Genomic DNA, 16,342 nt, shown 5'->3' on the forward strand with positions numbered 1-16,342 from the left:
ATGACCGACAACAAAAAATCCGCCCCGGTCTGGCAACTGGAAGCGGCTTTAAAATCATTCTGCGATTGCCATTTTAACCAGTTCTCGAGCCACATTAAAGCCGCAATTTACAAGCTGACCCCTTGGTTGTTTTTCGTGGGGGTGTTACATGGTTAATGCTGTCGAATCCTTCAAAACCGTGATACAAGCCCACGGCTTGCAACCGCCGGACACGATCCAACCCGGCAAGATGCACCGCTTCCCTGGACAAGGCAAAAAGCCGGGGAATAAAGCCGGATGGTGTCTTTTGTTCGACGACTTGCGCGGCGGTGAGTTTGGCGATTTTTCAACGCCAATCAAGGAACACTGGCAAGCCGATAACGAACGCACCTACACCACCGAAGAACGGGCAGCCTTTAAGCAACGGATTGAAGCCGAGCGCCTTCAATGGCAAGCCGAAGAACAGCGCAAGCATGACGCGGCGTCAAAACTGGCGGCTGAAATTCTGGCGGCGGCTGGCGGCGATCCGAAGCAACACCCTTACGCAATCAAGAAAGCCGTCGCTTTAGGCCCAAGGGTGAAGCGTGGCGCATGGCCGCAACGCGGCTGGACGGATGCCTTATTGATTCCGGTCTATGGCTCAGACGGCAAAGTCTGGACGCTGGAAGCGATCAACGCGGACGGCGAAAAAGACTTTTTGAAGGGCGGACGCAAGCGCGGCGGTTTTCATCCGTTGGGCAAAGTCAGCGGCGCGAATCGGGTTCTAGTCGGTGAAGGCTTGGCAACCGTGGCGGCAGTTCATGCCGTGGATGGAGCACCAGCGGTGGCAGCTATGGACGCGGGCAATTTATCGGCCGTAGCGCTGGCAGTCCGCAAGCTAGCCCCGGATGCCGAAATCGTTTTATTGGCGGATAACGACATTAAACCGGACGGCAGCAACCCCGGCTTGCAGGCGGCCACCGAAGCGGCGCAAGCGGTCGGCGGTCGTGTGGTGGTTCCTGAGCTGGACGGGCAAAAATGCGACTTTTGGGATGTATGGCAGCAACGCGGCGCGGATGCGGTAATGGATGCGCTGATTAAAATCCCGGACGTTACAACAATTGCAACAGATGATGATTTAGAAAGCCCCTGGCCGAAGCCGCAACCCCTAACTGCCAAAATCGAACCCGAAGCCTATCCCCTGGACGCCTTGCCGGACACCATCCGCGAAGCCGTGGAAGAAGTGGCGGCCTTTGTCAAAGCGCCGTTGCCCTTGGTGGCGGGTTCTGCGCTTGGGGCGCTGTCGCTAGCGATCCAAGCCCATTGCGACATCAAGCGTGCCGAACGCCTAACCGGGCCGACTGGTTTGTTTATGTTATCGATTGCCGATTCCGGCGAACGAAAAACCACTTGCGACAGCTTTTTTACGCGGGCGATCCGTGAATATGAAGCGGAACAAGCCGAACTTGCCGCGCCATTGCTGAAGGATTACGCGGCGGATTTGGCGGCCTGGAATGCTGAGCGGGAAGGTTTACTATCGGCAATCAAGGAAGCAGGGAAAAAGGACAAGCCCGCGCAAAAGCTACGCGACGACCTGAAAGAGCTTGAGCACGCCAAACCCGAACCGCCGAGAATCCCCCGGCTGATATTGGGCGATGAAACCCCGGAGAACCTAGCCTATACCCTGGCGAAAAACTGGCCTAGCGCGGGCGTGGTATCCAGTGAAGCGGGCGTAGTGTTCGGGGCGCATGGCATGGGCAAGGATTCCGTGATGCGAAATCTAGCTTTGCTTAACGTGTTATGGGACGGCGGCGCATTACCAATAGGCCGCCGGTCATCGGAATCCTTCACCGTCAAGGACGCACGGCTTACCGTGGCTTTACAGATTCAGGAGGCCACATTGAGAGAGTTTTTCAACCGAACCGGCGGACTGGCTCGGGGAACTGGTTTTCTGGCGCGGTTTCTGGTGGCCTGGCCCGAATCAACCCAAGGTAATCGACTGTTTACCGATCCGCCGGAAACATGGCCCAAGCTGGCGCGGTTTCATCAACGCATTGCCGAAATACTGAACACCCCTGCACCGTTGAACGAGCAAGGCAGCCTTAATCCGGCAATGCTGGAATTCACCCCGGCAGCAAAAGCGGCCTGGATAGCTTTTCACGATGCCATTGAAATCGACTTGAAAGCGGGCGGCGAACTGTACGACGTTCGGGATGTTGCTAGCAAGACCGCCGATAACGCGGCACGATTGGCGGCGCTATTTCATGTGTTTGGTAATGGCATAGGCGGCGCGGTGGATTTTGATAGTTTCGAAAGCGCAAGCTGTATAGTGGCCTGGCACCTATCGGAGGCACGGCGGTTTTTCGGCGAACTGGCCTTGCCGGTCGAGATGGCGAACGCGGCGCGGCTGGATGCCTGGCTGATCGATTACGCCAAACGGGAGAAGACGCACATAATCAACAAGCGCCATGTTTTGCAGCATGGCCCGTTACGGAGCGATGCCGTACTGGTGGCGGCCTTGAAGGAACTCGACGAACTCGACCGGGCAAGATTGATTCAGGTCGGCAAGCGCAAAACCATTAAAATCAATCCGGCTTTGCTGGTAGGCGGTGAATAATGGCGTTGTCGGCATTGATCCACAAAAACAAATCTAAGCCCGTTGCTAAAGCTACAGTTGCTACACCTGCTACACATAACGACCGAAACCGGCCAACTGTAGCAAACGTAGCAAGTGTAGCCGTAGCAAAGCCCACGGAATCAAAAACGATTCAACCCGGCGACCGCCAAAAGCTGCTCGATTACCTGGCGGCCATTGGCGAAACCGATCAAGGCATGATCGATGAATATCTGACGGAGTGCGGCAAGGATGCTGTAATCCTGGCAAGGGAGTTACAACAGGCCGACGACTGCTTAAGGATCAAATCCGGCGATGTTTCCGGGTTTGTGCAATGCTCAGACTGTCGGCAATTATCCGGCGATGCTTGCAAGTTTCACGGCTGGCGCGTCATGGTCGATAAGTGGCGGCGGTGTAGTGACTTCGAGGTACTACAGAAAACTCCAGGTTCAACGCTAATCACCTGCAAGGCCTGTCATCACTTCCATAGCTTTAACGACCATGGCGGCGGCGCTGGTGCGTGTGGTGCTGGCGTGATGCCCTTCGGGGCTTGCTGGTGGGCCGATACGGTTCACGAGTGTGAAAACTATCAGGCGATAACGAGGTAACGATAATGGGCGCATCCAGCCTCAAAACATCAGCCGAATATCAACGGGAACGGCGAGAGTTGAACAGGCGGCGCGGAGTGCGTCGGTTGGATATAGAAATCGAGCCAAAGCTAATGGCACGACTACAGCGTGAACTTGCCAGCTACGGCGCATACAGTCACCCAGGCGCGGCGCTAGTAGATTGGCTAGGCGACGTATTGCCGAAATAACCTGATGACCTATATCGCACGATTACTAACTTTCAGGTTATTCCTGCCGAAAAGGCCTAATAAACCAGTGATCATAAGCCAGCTGGCGGCCGGCAATGGCACAGCGGCTACTCGCCCGGCACTTACTGGCCATACGTAATATTGGGGATCCCTGAAAGCATTAATATTTTGGTGGCCGGAATTCGTGTGGAAAGTCCACGTCCAATTTCTCGATGGAGAGTACTCTGTACCAAACCAATAGCCGTAAGTTTGAGCGTTTAAAAACGGGCCAACAGAGCCGGACGTCACTACTTGCCCATCTCCTAGTATGCCAAAATCAGTGCCATTGGTGCCAGGATAGGCTAGAGCTCCAAGTTCGCTGTAATACAACTGCCCGAATTCACCCCCTGTTTGATTATAGCCAATTTGCGGATCGCTCCCAGCCTCAGGTAAACGCCATTGATTGCTGCCGCCGAAACTGATACTTCTTAGGTAACTGACAAAGGCGTTAGCCGCCCACCAAGACATTGTGCCCATAGTTGTATTGAAATCATGCGAATCGATAGTCTGTAAGCCGAAAACCGGATCGTTATACAAAGGGGTAACACTAGCAATCTTAAGGATCAGCGCATTATCGGAGTCGTATAGGGTTTTGAATAAGCTGGCGTCATGAGTCCACGTAACATCACTTACGCTGCTGTAAACAAGACCCACGCCACCGGCCCCAGTGTAGCTAGTCAAGGTCGCATGCGCATTTAACGACGCAGATAAAACCGATACGGTCAAAAACGCTTTTTTCAAACCCATGCCCCTACACTCTCCGTCTAAAAAATATAAGCGAGCCGCGACAACCAAGCCATCAAAACTCTCTACCGGAATAAACTGCCAATTAGTAGATGCATGAGTGCTTTGATTCCGCCCGTTGGTATAGTTGTCCGAAATTTCCAAGCCAAGACCTTAGCACCAGCGTAGCACCGACAAAACTGACTAAACCGACAAAACACCCATTGCCTGGATTGATGGCCGGTGTGAAGAAGCATTTTATTTGGCGCACTAAGGGAAGTTGAGGGATTTGTCGGGAAGTGGCGGGATTGCTGGGTTTGTGAAGGTTTAAAAGCGTTTGAGGGTTGCGCGTTTTTTGGCGTGTTTTCCGCCATCCTTTGCCAGTTTTGCGTTTTATTTGGCGGCTAAATTTCGTGACCGTACCATCTAACGCGGCCGGCAATTTTCACTTCTTTGGCTTGTTCGGGACCGATAATGCGTTTTTCGTATCTTGGGTTGTCGCTGATGACGATCAGCGAGCCATCCCAGTCCTGTTGAATCCGCTTAACGATGAGATGGCTGTCGAATTGCACTATATATATAGAGTCGTCCTTGATATGGTCGATGCTGGTATCGACCAATAACAGGTCGCCATCGTAGATGGTCGGCTCCATACTGTCGCCTTTAGCCTTGATTAGTGCACATTTGCTAGCTTGCAGGCCTTTTAACTTCAGCCAATCCTTTCTAAAGGCCATCTGGCCGGTTTGTAGTTCTTGATCGACAAGGAAACCGTGGCCTGCCGAGGCTTGCACGTCATAAAACGGTATCAGCTCAAGTTGGTCGACGTAGGCCGACAACTCATCCACGGCATCCTTCACCAACTTTAAATAATCCTCGTGGGCCAGCCATAGCAAGGTTTTTAGGGCTTCAAACGTATGCTTTGGCAATGATACGTTAGCTTCCGCCGAAAACAACTGCACCAATGCTTGGGCTTGTTTGATTTCTGCCGAGAGATTGCGCCCGCGATCCTCAGTAATAGCCTGAGCAGCACTATCCCCATGTTCAGCCAGGGTGCGGTCAATACGAGCCTGTAACCCAGCAGGCAATTGTCGCGCATCCTCCAGCAACATTTCCCCTTCACCCGTCAGCAGCCAGTGGATGTTGACGCCGCCATCGGCCAGGTTACGTAACGCGCCGGCGCCGGGCTCACTTGGGCCTCTCTCGTATTGCTTCCAGGTGCCGAAAGGTATTCCAAATTTGGACGCCGCTGCGCCTTGGGTTAGCTTTAATTTGTCTCTAATCAGCGTTAGCCGGTCGCTAATTTTCACTGCGCAACCCAAGCGCCCGGTTGCGCATATTTGATGATTTGGGTTGCGCAGTAATGCGCAACCGGAACCATTTGATTTATAAAGTAAATATCGTATTTCATAAAGTGCTTATATTTGATCGGTTGCGCAGTAGAAAATTGTTCTAAAAATAATCTGTTTGTACTGTTGACATGTTCTAAATTTGAACCTATCCTGTGCACACCTTAACCAGCAACCACGAGAGAAATGGTATGAGTACACGGAACCTAAAAAAGGCCAGTCTTGACGCGGACGCACCCACGCAAGACTGGCTCCCACCCGATGTCATCGCCGCCCTGCATAAAGCCGGATGGACGATGAAAGCGCTGGCCGCCGAACACGGCCTTTCCACCGGCACCGGGCTATCAAAAGCCCTGACCGGTAGCGCTCCTTTGTCCGAAAAACGCATTGCCGATGCCCTTGGGTTGCACCCCAAGGATATCTGGCCTAGTCGCTATCTGGAAAATGGCGACGTGAAACCTCGCGGATTTCGCGGCATCAAGTTTAAGCGTTTCGCCCCCGGCGTCAATGTAAAAGATAAGCGGGTGCGTGAACATGAGGGCGCGTGATGCGTTGACTGTCGATCTGTTCGACGGTTATTTCCCGGTGCCCGTAGAACGCGGCAACAAACCTGGTTCGTTAGATATAGATAGCGAATTTCGGAATTTGTTGAGCGACTTAATAAAGGCTTCGGCCCTATCGAGGCACCAAATCGCGGCGCGCATGAGCGAGCTGGTTGGACATGAAATTACTAAGCATCAACTGGATAGCTGGACTGCGGAAAGTCGCGATGGTTGGCGGTTTCCGGTGGTGTATTTGCCGGCGTTCGAGGCTGCGATTGAGAGCCACGAACTGACTGCGTTTATCGCCAGTTTGCGCGGGGCAAAGCTGTACATCGGCAAAGAGGCGCTGATGGCGCAACTGGGAAAGCTGGAAGCGGCCAAGGATCAATTACGGCGACAAGAGGTCGCCTTGAAACGCTTGTTAGGCGATTGATATGAGCGCCATCGACAAAACCCTGTATGCCGACGCTGAGGAAATCGCGGCGGCGATTGGCAAAAAGCCGCGCTGGATTCTGACCTTGGCGGAAAAGGAAAATTGGGCGTCTGTCGACCAGAAAACCCGCAGTCGGCACCCAAAAAAATGGTTTGAAATCGCCAAGCTGCCCATCGCCCCGGACAACATATATGCCGCCGTCGTCGGTCGGCGCATGGATTTGAGGTTGCAACATGAACAGAACCGCAACGTTAGTCAGACTAGTGCCGTCGCCACCCGACATGACAGCCCAACAATGGAGCGAAATGGACGATCTATTGCGAATTCTCAGCCTGTTTCAGGTGGAGTATCTGCTCGACTTGGCAGTAACGGAACGCTTCAACATGCCGCTACCAACCCAAAAACAGATGGAAGAACGGCAACAGCTGATGCTGCTGGGATTGATTCAGCCGGACGAATGGATGGATCAATTTCTGTTGACTGCCAAAGGGGCGATAGCAACCAATTATCTAATGAATCGGTTGCATGTGAGCATTCAAAAAGCCTTGTGGAAGGCAACGGGCGGTTAATTGAAATTGTCCCCGGTGTTTTTGGCAACCAAAAGCAATTGGATGTCCACCGCGCCCGGCAAAATCTGATCGACTATTTGCGTGGTGGAAAAGGTGCGATGGCAAGGCGAATTGCCGCGTTAAACACTGGTTATCAAGATGGCATTTTAAGCACGACTTTAACGTGGTCCTTTGAACATGCCTGGGAAAAGCGCCGCGCCAATACCCAGCTAACCGCTAAAACCTATGAAAACTGGTGCAAGGATTTTGCCGCGCGTGGGCATTATGCGCCGCTGAAACGGCAAAAGGATTTTTCCATTAAGCCTTGGCACCCGGTGGCACTGGCGTTACGCCAACGGCCACAGGGTAGCAGCAAGCAATGGGTTTATAACCAACTGGTCGAGCAGTTGGGTGCGGATAGCTTGCCGGATTACACCAATGTTTGCCGCTGGCTGACCGATAAAGCCAGTCAGTCCGATCAGGATAAAGGCCGCTATAGCGGGTCACAACTGCGGGCGCGGCGGTTTTACCAACACCGCACCGCCGAAGGTTTGGCTCCAGCGTCGTTGATGCATGCCGACGGCTGGAACAGCCACTTTACCGCGCCGCACCCCGTGACCCGCGAATTTGTGACTTATGAAATTTGGCATGCACGTGATGTGGCCACGCGCTTTGTGACCAAACCCGGCATCGGCTTGACCGAGAACTGGCAAGTGATTTTGAAGTGCGTTGAAAACTTTGTCCGCGAAATGGGGATTCCAGCGCGGGTGCAAACCGACAGCACCAAAGTGGTAAAGGGTTCCGACCGATTCACCAAAGCCGTGCACTCGCTGGAAGAGCGGCTAGGCATGACCTGGACGCATCCGGTTACAGTCGGTAACTCGCAGGCCAACGGCATCGCCGAGAACTTTAATACCAGTTATCTGGATAAGCGGGCGCGGGAGTTGGCGACCTATCAGAACAAAAACAGCATGGATGAGCTGAGTTTTAAGCGTATTCGCAAGCTGACCCATGACATGGTGAAGGCGGCGGGCGCCGGCAATCTGCTGGAGCGGGACAAGCTGAAAAAGCAAATCGAAAAAATCGGTAAGGGCTTGGTATTCGAGAGTTACGAGCAGGCAGTGGCGTGGATCGAGCGGATATTCAACGACTACAACGACCGCCCCCATGCCGCGTTGCCGCGCGTTGTCGACGCCGTAACCGGCAAGCGTCGGCATCAAACGCCACGCGAAGCTTTGCAAGAGCATATTGCGCACGGCTGGGAGCCGGTAGCGCTTGCGGAGCATGAGTTGATTGCAGAATTCCGGCCGCATGTCACCGTGACGATTCGCCGCGACACGGTAACGCCTTGGGGTGGCATGCGCTATTACCACCCAGTATTGGCAACGATGAATGATAAGCCGGTCATCGTCGCGTATGACCTAGCCGACTATCACCATGTATGGGTTAAGGACCTAGATGGCACGCCGATCTGTACCGCCGATTTCGTCGAGGCGACCCGCTATCACGCCATGAGTGCGCAAATGGCGGAGGAAGAGAAACGGGCAAAATCGGCCTTGAAAAGGCTGGATAACAAGCGCGACACCGTTATCGATCGGATTCCGGGTGAGGTTTTGACGTTGGAAGCCATCCCGGCCAACGAATTACCCGGCATGGAGATCATCGCCAAGAAGATTGAAATCCGGAACGAAATATCTCCCGGAATGGCGGCCACCATTCCGGAAGACGACCGCTCGCGCCATTTGTTTTGGCGGGAGTGGCAAAGCAAGGCTGCAACCGGGACGGCCATCCCGGAAAGCTTGCGGCCGTTTATGAGCAGCTACCCAAACACCGCGAAATGTCGGTCTTGGGAAGCCTTTTTCAACGCCGGCAACACGACTCTGCACAGTGCGAGCGGTGGCGCCGGTTAAACACGAGGTCAAGATGATAGCAGAAATCCAAACGCCCGGTATTGCCCACATCGGCAATATGCGGCAATGCCAGGTAGCCCTGGAGCGGGCCATCGAGCGCCACGCCGGCCTGCCCGGTCTGGTGTGTTTTTACGGCCCGAGCGGCTGGGGAAAGTCGTTGAGCAGCAATTACTTATGCAACAGCGTGCGCGGCTATTACGTGCAGATCAAGAGCCTCTGGTCCAAAAAGGTGATCTTGCAAAAAATCCTCGGCGAAATGGGCATTAAACCGGCGCAAACCTGCGGTGAGATGCTGGATCAGGTCTGCGACCAACTGGCCGCCAGCGGCCGGCCGCTGATCATCGACGAGATGGATCACATCGTCGACAAGAAGGCGGTCGAGCTGGTGCGCGACATTTACGAAGGCAGCCAAGCGCCGATTTTGATCATCGGCGAAGAGAACTTGCCGCAAAAGCTGAAAAAGTGGGAGCGCTTCCACGGCCGCATCCTGGCCTTCGTGCCGGCGTTGCCGGTGGACTTGGAAGACGCCAAGCGCTTGGCCAGTGTGTACGCCCAGGGCATCGAGTGCGCCGACGATCTGTTGCGCAAGCTGGTGGCGGACAGCCACGGCTCGGTGCGGCGGGTGTGCGTGAACCTGGACCAAGTGCGGGAAGCGGCGGCCGAACAAGGCGTCCGGCAAGTCGATTTGGGCTGGTGCCAGGGGCACGGCGTGGCGTTCTACACCGGCGAAGCGCCGAAACGGAGGGTAGCGTGATGATAGGCACCATTCACCCTAAAGGCACGATGCTACTCCGCGAGCGAGTCGGAGAGGCCGAAACCAAAAATGGCGTCAAAATCGAAATGTCACTCGTCAATTTCCACACGCCATGTATTGAGTGCATAAACACGGGAAAGTTTTATACCGTAAGTTGGGCCGATTTGCTGGAATTGGCAATGGCCGCCGGCGTAGCCGATCCAGTATCGGAGGCCAACAATGTCCAATAACCGCCAACCCGCCCACCTCGAATACGTTGGCGGCAAAAGCCCGCGCCAGCGCATTTGGGAACAAATCCGCGAACTCAAGGAATTTGGGTTACCGCGTCTGGTGCGCGCCTTGCCCGGTACCATCAATAAAGACACGACTCGGACCTACGTCACATCGCTGGCGAAAGCCGGGTTTATCACGCTCGATGCCGAAACCAAGCTGTATACGCTGACCCGCGACAACGGCGTGGAAGCGCCGAGAGTCCGCAAGGACGGAACGATGGTGAATGCCGGCAGCGGGCAGGAAAACATGTGGCGGACGCTGCGGTCCGCGCCCAACCCGCTGGGTTATGTCGATCTGGCCTATTTGGCCAGCACGGAACAGACCGTGGTGGCACCGGCGGCCGCGCGCGATTACCTGGCGAATCTGGAAAAGGCCGGATATTTAGCCTGCCACGCCGGCAAGTATCGGCTACTGCCCGAGCATAACACCGGGCCGCGCCCGCCGATGGTGCAGCGCATCAAGCAGGTGTACGACCCCAACCTGGGCGCGGTGGTCTGGACCGATGCGAAGGACGGCGACGATGAATAAGTATTTCGTCGGTCAGAACGCCAGCCTGAAGGTGCTGGCCAGCGGTGACGGTGGCTTGGATTTGGTGGTGACCAAGCAAGACGGCGATCTGCGCTTGGCGTTGACGCTGGATGTCGCGCTGGCGCTATCCGAGGCGATCAACTTTAAAGTCGAAGAATTGAGCCGGAGAAATTGCCATGACTGACGCCAGCCAACGATTAGCGCAACTCAAGCAAGCTGTCGCCGAATCCAGCATCAACTACGTCGCCAAGCGGATTGGCGTATCGCGCACCGCGATATCGCTGATCGTCGCCGACAAATATCCCGCAAAAATCGACAAGGTTTTGCAGGCGTTCGAACAGGCGTACGGACAGATCGACTGTCCTCATTTGCAGACCGAGCTGAGCCGGCAGCAATGCCGCGAGTTCGCCAGCAAGGCCCGCCCCAGCAATCAGCTTGGGCTGGCTCACTGGAGAGCCTGTCAACAATGCCCCCATAGGAGCTAACCATGCACGTACTGATTTCCATTGACGATCAACCCGGCGGCGTGCCGTCGGTTAAAACCCTTACCCATCCGGTCATCGTGGCGCCCGCAGGGCAAATGCCCAAGACGCCGGCCACCGATTTGATGGCGTTCTTGTTGCAAGCCGTAGCGATTTGGCAAGAGGTGCAAGACAAGACTCTGGAAGAAGCCATCGCCGTGGTGCAAGCCGCCACCCACACCCCCAACGATCAATTAGGAGGCGGCAATGGCAGCCAATATCCATGATATGCAAGTGAATCGGCGCATGGGCAGCGCGGACTATATCGACCACGTCAACCGCCGCGTCAACGCCTTGCAACAAGAGCTGGCGGCGCAAAAGCGCCAAATCGAAACCCTGAAAGACGATCTGCATTGCGGCTGGGCCGTGGCCGGCGTGTTGCTGGCGATCGTGCTGTTCTTATTAATGATCGGAGTCAAATTATGAAGAAACCCACCAAACTCAAGGCCGTGGCCAATCCCACCGCCGATGTGCCGCGCGACCGCGATGCCTGTGCTGAATCGATCAACGAGATCGGCCGGCTGACTCGGCAAATTACCGTGTTGCAAGCGGCGATGAACGATGAGATCGCGGCGATTACCGACGACTATACCGGCAAGATTACCGCGATCAACGATTCGCTCAAACGCCTGCAAGACGGGGTGCAGCTGTACTGCGAGGCCAACCGAGAAGAACTGACCGATGGCGGAAAAACCAAAACCATCGGCTTTGTCACCGGCACCGTGCAATTCCGCTTGCGGCCGCCGTCGGTGTCGATCCGCGGCGCCGAGGCGGTCATCGACGCGCTGAAAGCGCGCGGCTTGATTCGCTTCGTGCGCGTGAAAGAGGAGGTTAACAAAGACGCAATTCTCAATGAGACCGCTGTCGTGGCCGGCGTGCCGGGCATCACCATCAAAACCGGCGTGGAGGATTGCACGATTACGCCATTCGAGCAGGAATTGTCATGAGCGCGGCACTGACAGACGACGCCACCCGGCAACGCATTGCCGACTTACGCCAGCAAGCCGCCTATTTACGCCAATGCGCGGCCCATGCCGAACGCTACGCCGATGGTTTTTCCGATCGGCAAGCCGCGCAACGCCTGGACCGCGAGGCCGATCAACTGGCACAGCATCTGGCGCATGCCGAGCGGGGTCGCGATGGCGCTGAATAACGACCTAGCCGGTCGCTTTCTACGCGGCGAATTCGCCGGCTCCACTCAACGTCAGGCCAGCGCTTTCAAAAAGCTGGTGGCCCGGCAATGCCATAAACCCGCCAACCGGCTGCGCGTGAGAGTGCGGTCGGAATGGGCGATTGATTGAGGATATGCCATGAAACTGATTAAACACGCTACCACCTATAAATGCCAGTTGCCGCCGGCCGCCGCGCTGGAGCAACATCTTGCGGAACATGCCTTTTCCGAAGTCCGGCCCGACGAAATACGCGCGTTGGGGTTTATTCCAGTCATGGACGATCGCTACGTATTGCCTTACCCGGGCGGTTACGCGTTCAAACTGCGGTTCGACGAGAAAATTCTGCCGTGGTCGATTGTTAACGAAGAAGCGCGCAAACGTTTGGAGGTGTTGTTAGCGGAAACCGGCGGCAATCCCACGAAACAGCTGCGAAACAAATTTGTTGAAGAGGTCTATAGCGAATTTGTCAAAACGGCGCTGTTGAAGTCGGCGCGGATCACCGCGTACTATCAAATCGAAGAGCAAATGTTAATCGTCGCTACTACCGGTAAGCGCTTCGCGGATGCCTTGACCAACCGGCTGGTCAAAGCGGTTGGCAGCATCAAGGCCTCCACAATTTACATTGACGGCATCACGCAAAGCTTGACCGAAAAGTTGCATAGAGAATTGGAAAGCGGTAATGGGTTTGCAGGATTTGACGTGGGCGGCGTCTGTAAACTCGCTGGAGAAAACGGCACTTCCGCCAGCGTCAAACTCGATTCAGTGAAAGAGGCTAAAGAAGGCATTGTCGAACGTATCCGAGGCGGCCAGCAAGTGGTTGAGTTGGAGCTGCATAACGACGATGTGTCATTTCGGCTAGATAAACGCTTTGTCAGCAAAGGTATTTTCTTTAAGCATGACCCGGGCGAGGACGGCTTTGAAGCGGCCGATGATATCGAAGCATTTCAACACGAGGCGTCGTGCCAAATGCTGTGGCTGACCCACGCCTTTCGCGATCTGCTGACCTTGTTTGAATACAAATCGCCCGAATTGGCGGGCGATGGCGGTGCGCCATGAGCATCCGCAACCATACCCCCGACCACAACCGCGCCAAATCCGAATCCCGGCGGCGCGCGGCGATCGCCAAAATCCACATCGGCAAGAAGCAGTTAGCGATGGACGACGAAACTTATCGCGCCATGCTGCTGACGCACGGCAACGTGAAATCGGCGAACGAGTTGTCGTCCGAAGGGCTGAATCGCGTGATCCGGCATCTGGAACAAGCCGGCGCGAAATTCACCAGTAAAAAACATGGCCGCAAGCCGCATAACTTGCCGAGCGGATCGGATCGCGAGCCCAAGCTGAGGAAGATCGAAGCGCTGTTGGCCGAGGCCGGCTATCCGTGGGAATACGCCGCCGCGCTGGCGAAGCGGATGTACAAAAAGGATGCGCTGGAGTTTTGCGGACATGAGCAGCTGAGCGGCATCATCACTGCGCTGACCAAGGACGCGCGGCGGCACGGGAGGGCCGACGGATGATGTTAGCGGCGTCGATTTTCGTTTTCTGGGTGATACATGACATCAAAGGTTGGGAGTTTGCATCCGGTGTGACGTTTGTTTGGGTAATTGAGGAGATCATTCGTGCAGCTCAATAGATGCCCCATCTGCCACGCCCGCATCTCGCTGGATGCGATAGTCCAAGACGAAGCCGGCCGCGAGCTGTTGGGTATCCTGGCCAAGCTGGACGGAGAAACCGGCTTCGCGTTGGTCGGTTATCTGGGCTTGTTCCGGTCGGTATCCCGCGATCTGGCGAACGATCGGGCGCTGAAGCTGGCCAAGGACGCCTTGGCGCTGGCGGATGTGCTTCGCTTGGCGCCGGCCATGCGGCAAACGGTCGAGCAAATCCAGGCCAAGGGCGGCAAGCCGCTGACCAATCACAACTACTTGAAGCGCGTGCTGGAAGATTCGCCCTCACCCCAACCCTCTCCCGAGGGGAGAGGGATCCAGGTGGCCGGATCGGTTAGCGACCAACGGGCCGGGGGCAAGCCAGCCAGCAAGACCGCCCAAGCCTTGCAGTCACTCAAGGAGTTTGGCGATGGCTGATCTGGATTGGCTACGGCAAGCCGTCGCGAAGGGGCTGAGCGGCCTAGTGGTGCTGCATCTGGACGGCGGGCCGTCGGCCGAGACGGTGGCTCACACCGCCGGCGTGTGGTTTCACGTCATGCGCGCCTGGCCGATTACCTGGGATGAAGGCCTGGACCGGCCGCGCTTGCGGATCGCGTTTACCGCGCTGGCCAGCCAGGCCAAGCGTTGGCCGGCGCCGGCCGAGCTGCGGGCCTTGCTGCCGGCGCGCGAATACCCGCAACCCGCTTTGCCGAACGAGTACCCGGAAGACAAAGCCAAACGCAATCTCGTCGCGCTGAGTGTGGTACAGCAACTGGCCGAAGAGCGCGCGGCGCTAGTACGGAAACTGGAGTTTGCCGCTCCGGAGCTTGCGACGGAGTTGCTAAAGCAAATTGCCGAAATCGAAGCGTACCAAGAGAAGGCCTACCGCCATGACTGACGCCGAATTGCCCATACAATATTTGCCGGAAAGCCTGCGGCGGATTGCCGAGTATTGCGGCTGGGACGTGATGTGGGCGGTCTGGGAGCATTACGCCGGCTGCCGGGTCGCGGTGCCGGCCAAACTGGATGCGTCCGGCGAATTGCCGCAGGTGCTGGGCGCGCACATAGCCGCCAAATTAATTCAAGCCTTTGCCGGCGAGCTGCTGTTCATTGCGAAAGCCGACGCCGCCAAGCGCGCCGTGCGCGATATCGCCATCCGCCACGACGCGGCCCAGGGTGCCAAGATGGACGAGCTGGTCCGCAGGTATAAATTGACCTACCGGCAAATCCAGACGATCACCCGGCTGGATCGTCAACCCCCTGTTAACAATTTGGATATTTTCGGTTTTTAACCGGTTTTTTAACACCTTGGAGCAAGGCATGAACGAAGACGCCAAAAAACGCCAACAAATCCTGGAAGCGCTGTATCGAGACCGCAAAGCCAACGCCAGCCGACTGCATCAAGACCAGTGGACGCCATTGGTGGAGTTAACCCACGCCGTGGACGATATCGATTTCGCGCTGTCGGTACTGATCGAACTGAAATACGTGGAGCGTACCGGCAACAGACTGCGCATTACCGGCGCGGGTGTGCTGGCTTGCGAAGCCGGGCAGGAATAACAGCGCCAGACCTTGAAAGACACCCACATTTGAAGTTAACTAGCGCGCCGGGCATGGTGTTCGGTTTTTGTTCGTAACATTTAATGAGGGTAACTATGGTAAACAGAAGACTGATAGCCGCTCTAATCTTCGGCATTTCGACAGCATGCTCAATGACGCCTCTTTCCACGGAGGCTAAACAAGAACGCAGCCAAGCCGCTAAAGAGGCGTTCAAGCGCGAGCATCCCTGCCCCGCCAACGGCGCCAATCATGGACCTTGCCCTGGCTACGTGATCGACCATGTAACCCCTTTAGCCTGCGGCGGTGCCGACGATCCGTCAAACATGCAATGGCAAACCGAAGCCGAAGGCAAAGCGAAGGACAAATGGGAGCGGAAAGATTGTTCGACAGGGTCGTCGAAGCATTCGTCGTCAGGTGGCGCTAATTCATCTAAAGCGCAGGATGGCTACTACACCGGCCCGAGAGGGGGCTGTTACACCTATACCGCTAGCGGCAAGAAGCGCTATGTGGATCATTCATATTGTGGGAGATAATGATGTTTAAAAAAACTATTCTGAGCGTTTTTTTCCTCGCTAGCGCTCTGCCTGTATACGCCTTTGACTCAAAAATCACTGATTCAGCCGTCGGTTGTTCTGACCAATCCCAATTGGAAAGCCTTTTGAGATATGCGCGTGAAAACGATAAGGCAGCTTTCACAAAAGGGTTGATGGCGGGAGTTGCCGATGGCACTTGCACGATGTTTCAGCCTGGAGAAAAAGTGTTTGTCAGCGATGTCAAGTGGTCTGGACTAAATAAAGTCAGAAAACAAGGCGATACCAAAGAGTTTTGGGTGGTTCGCGAAGCAATGCAAAGGTAACGGAACGTATTTTTATTCAAAAATATTGACAATAAATTAGCCGAGGGGCTAATCTGATACGGCACTGGCAAAATCCAGCGCTCGGGATTGGTCTCTCGGATTTAC

26 protein-coding genes are annotated in these 16,342 nt (G+C 55.4%); 24 read left to right on the top strand and 2 right to left on the bottom strand.

All coding sequences use genetic code 11. From position 1 onward, the window contains the following. From ACQE3E_RS15450 to ACQE3E_RS15460, 3 genes are read left to right on the top strand one after another with little or no spacing between them, the layout of a single operon-like run. A complete protein-coding gene (locus ACQE3E_RS15450; protein WP_427500758.1) occupies positions 1-156 on the top strand; it encodes a hypothetical protein in 156 nt (51 codons plus the stop codon). Next, positions 149-2,575 carry a DUF3987 domain-containing protein gene (locus ACQE3E_RS15455; protein ID WP_427500759.1) on the top strand — a complete coding sequence of 809 codons (2,427 nt, stop codon included), beginning with the start codon at positions 149-151 and terminating at the stop codon, positions 2,573-2,575. Before ACQE3E_RS15450 ends, ACQE3E_RS15455 begins: the two co-directional genes overlap by 8 nt. Then, on the top strand, positions 2,575-3,180 hold the full coding sequence (locus ACQE3E_RS15460; protein WP_427500760.1) for a hypothetical protein: 606 nt from the start codon (positions 2,575-2,577) through the stop codon (positions 3,178-3,180). Before ACQE3E_RS15455 ends, ACQE3E_RS15460 begins: the two co-directional genes overlap by 1 nt. 218 nt (positions 3,181-3,398) lie before the next feature. Here the strand turns inward: ACQE3E_RS15460 and ACQE3E_RS15465 are convergent, their stop codons facing one another. Continuing rightward, on the bottom strand, positions 3,399-4,175 hold the full coding sequence (locus ACQE3E_RS15465; protein WP_427500761.1) for a hypothetical protein: 777 nt from the start codon (positions 4,173-4,175) through the stop codon (positions 3,399-3,401). 380 nt (positions 4,176-4,555) lie between these two features. Next, entirely contained in the window at positions 4,556-5,458 is a 903-nt protein-coding gene (locus ACQE3E_RS15470) for an XRE family transcriptional regulator (RefSeq protein WP_427500762.1), read from the bottom strand. A 230-nt stretch (positions 5,459-5,688) separates the two neighbouring features. On the opposite strand from ACQE3E_RS15470, the gene ACQE3E_RS15475 reads away from it, so the two are divergent. The 21 genes from ACQE3E_RS15475 (at position 5,689) to ACQE3E_RS15575 (ending at position 16,237) form a co-directional block, all read left to right on the top strand. Then, positions 5,689-6,045 (top strand): helix-turn-helix domain-containing protein, encoded by a 357-nt coding sequence (locus ACQE3E_RS15475; RefSeq protein WP_427500763.1) that lies wholly within the window; start codon positions 5,689-5,691, stop codon positions 6,043-6,045. Continuing rightward, on the top strand, positions 6,032-6,472 hold the full coding sequence (locus ACQE3E_RS15480; RefSeq protein ID WP_427500764.1) for a hypothetical protein: 441 nt from the start codon (positions 6,032-6,034) through the stop codon (positions 6,470-6,472). The genes ACQE3E_RS15475 and ACQE3E_RS15480 overlap by 14 nt, the downstream gene beginning before the upstream one ends. Position 6,473: 1 nt before the next feature. Further along, complete coding sequence (locus ACQE3E_RS15485) at positions 6,474-8,930, top strand: Mu transposase C-terminal domain-containing protein (RefSeq protein ID WP_427500765.1); 2,457 nt, start codon at positions 6,474-6,476, stop codon at positions 8,928-8,930. Between the two features lie 13 nt (positions 8,931-8,943). Further along, the gene (locus ACQE3E_RS15490; protein WP_427500767.1) at positions 8,944-9,684 is read left to right on the top strand and encodes an AAA family ATPase; all 741 of its coding nucleotides are present in this window, start codon (positions 8,944-8,946) and stop codon (positions 9,682-9,684) included. Continuing rightward, a complete protein-coding gene (locus ACQE3E_RS15495) occupies positions 9,684-9,914 on the top strand; it encodes a hypothetical protein (RefSeq protein ID WP_427500768.1) in 231 nt (76 codons plus the stop codon). The genes ACQE3E_RS15490 and ACQE3E_RS15495 overlap by 1 nt, the downstream gene beginning before the upstream one ends. Beyond that, positions 9,904-10,485 (top strand): hypothetical protein, encoded by a 582-nt coding sequence (locus tag ACQE3E_RS15500; protein WP_427500769.1) that lies wholly within the window; start codon positions 9,904-9,906, stop codon positions 10,483-10,485. Before ACQE3E_RS15495 ends, ACQE3E_RS15500 begins: the two co-directional genes overlap by 11 nt. Further along, positions 10,478-10,669: a hypothetical protein gene (locus tag ACQE3E_RS15505; RefSeq protein WP_427500770.1), complete on the top strand. Its 192-nt coding sequence runs from the start codon at positions 10,478-10,480 to the stop codon at positions 10,667-10,669. Before ACQE3E_RS15500 ends, ACQE3E_RS15505 begins: the two co-directional genes overlap by 8 nt. Next, on the top strand, positions 10,662-10,970 hold the full coding sequence (locus tag ACQE3E_RS15510) for a helix-turn-helix domain-containing protein (protein WP_427500771.1): 309 nt from the start codon (positions 10,662-10,664) through the stop codon (positions 10,968-10,970). Before ACQE3E_RS15505 ends, ACQE3E_RS15510 begins: the two co-directional genes overlap by 8 nt. A gap of 2 nt (positions 10,971-10,972) precedes the next feature. Next, positions 10,973-11,233, top strand: a complete 261-nt coding sequence (locus tag ACQE3E_RS15515; RefSeq protein WP_427500772.1) for a hypothetical protein — start codon at positions 10,973-10,975, stop codon at positions 11,231-11,233. Then, a complete protein-coding gene (locus tag ACQE3E_RS15520; protein ID WP_427500773.1) occupies positions 11,214-11,432 on the top strand; it encodes a hypothetical protein in 219 nt (72 codons plus the stop codon). The genes ACQE3E_RS15515 and ACQE3E_RS15520 overlap by 20 nt, the downstream gene beginning before the upstream one ends. Continuing rightward, on the top strand, positions 11,429-11,953 hold the full coding sequence (locus ACQE3E_RS15525; protein ID WP_427500774.1) for a host-nuclease inhibitor Gam family protein: 525 nt from the start codon (positions 11,429-11,431) through the stop codon (positions 11,951-11,953). Before ACQE3E_RS15520 ends, ACQE3E_RS15525 begins: the two co-directional genes overlap by 4 nt. Then, complete coding sequence (locus tag ACQE3E_RS15530; protein WP_427500775.1) at positions 11,950-12,159, top strand: hypothetical protein; 210 nt, start codon at positions 11,950-11,952, stop codon at positions 12,157-12,159. Before ACQE3E_RS15525 ends, ACQE3E_RS15530 begins: the two co-directional genes overlap by 4 nt. After that, positions 12,146-12,307, top strand: coding sequence for a hypothetical protein (locus ACQE3E_RS15535; RefSeq protein ID WP_427500776.1), 162 nt, complete (start codon positions 12,146-12,148; stop codon positions 12,305-12,307). Before ACQE3E_RS15530 ends, ACQE3E_RS15535 begins: the two co-directional genes overlap by 14 nt. A gap of 9 nt (positions 12,308-12,316) precedes the next feature. Next, positions 12,317-13,234: a recombination-associated protein RdgC gene (gene rdgC / locus ACQE3E_RS15540; RefSeq protein WP_427500777.1), complete on the top strand. Its 918-nt coding sequence runs from the start codon at positions 12,317-12,319 to the stop codon at positions 13,232-13,234. After that, positions 13,231-13,695, top strand: coding sequence for a gp16 family protein (locus ACQE3E_RS15545; RefSeq protein WP_427500778.1), 465 nt, complete (start codon positions 13,231-13,233; stop codon positions 13,693-13,695). The genes rdgC and ACQE3E_RS15545 overlap by 4 nt, the downstream gene beginning before the upstream one ends. A 102-nt stretch (positions 13,696-13,797) precedes the next feature. Further along, a complete protein-coding gene (locus ACQE3E_RS15550) occupies positions 13,798-14,259 on the top strand; it encodes a hypothetical protein (RefSeq protein WP_427500779.1) in 462 nt (153 codons plus the stop codon). Beyond that, entirely contained in the window at positions 14,252-14,719 is a 468-nt protein-coding gene (locus ACQE3E_RS15555; protein ID WP_427500780.1) for a hypothetical protein, read from the top strand. Before ACQE3E_RS15550 ends, ACQE3E_RS15555 begins: the two co-directional genes overlap by 8 nt. Next, on the top strand, positions 14,712-15,113 hold the full coding sequence (locus tag ACQE3E_RS15560) for a Mor transcription activator family protein (RefSeq protein WP_427500781.1): 402 nt from the start codon (positions 14,712-14,714) through the stop codon (positions 15,111-15,113). Before ACQE3E_RS15555 ends, ACQE3E_RS15560 begins: the two co-directional genes overlap by 8 nt. A 28-nt stretch (positions 15,114-15,141) precedes the next feature. Next, positions 15,142-15,381: a hypothetical protein gene (locus tag ACQE3E_RS15565; protein ID WP_427500782.1), complete on the top strand. Its 240-nt coding sequence runs from the start codon at positions 15,142-15,144 to the stop codon at positions 15,379-15,381. A 152-nt stretch (positions 15,382-15,533) separates the two neighbouring features. Next, a complete protein-coding gene (locus ACQE3E_RS15570) occupies positions 15,534-15,914 on the top strand; it encodes an HNH endonuclease signature motif containing protein (RefSeq protein ID WP_427500783.1) in 381 nt (126 codons plus the stop codon). Beyond that, positions 15,914-16,237, top strand: coding sequence for a hypothetical protein (locus ACQE3E_RS15575; RefSeq protein WP_427500784.1), 324 nt, complete (start codon positions 15,914-15,916; stop codon positions 16,235-16,237). The genes ACQE3E_RS15570 and ACQE3E_RS15575 overlap by 1 nt, the downstream gene beginning before the upstream one ends. Positions 16,238-16,342: the final 105 nt, after the last annotated feature.

The organism is Methylomonas sp. MED-D (assembly GCF_050276835.1).
Lineage (GTDB): Bacteria > Pseudomonadota > Gammaproteobacteria > Methylococcales > Methylomonadaceae > Methylomonas > Methylomonas koyamae_A.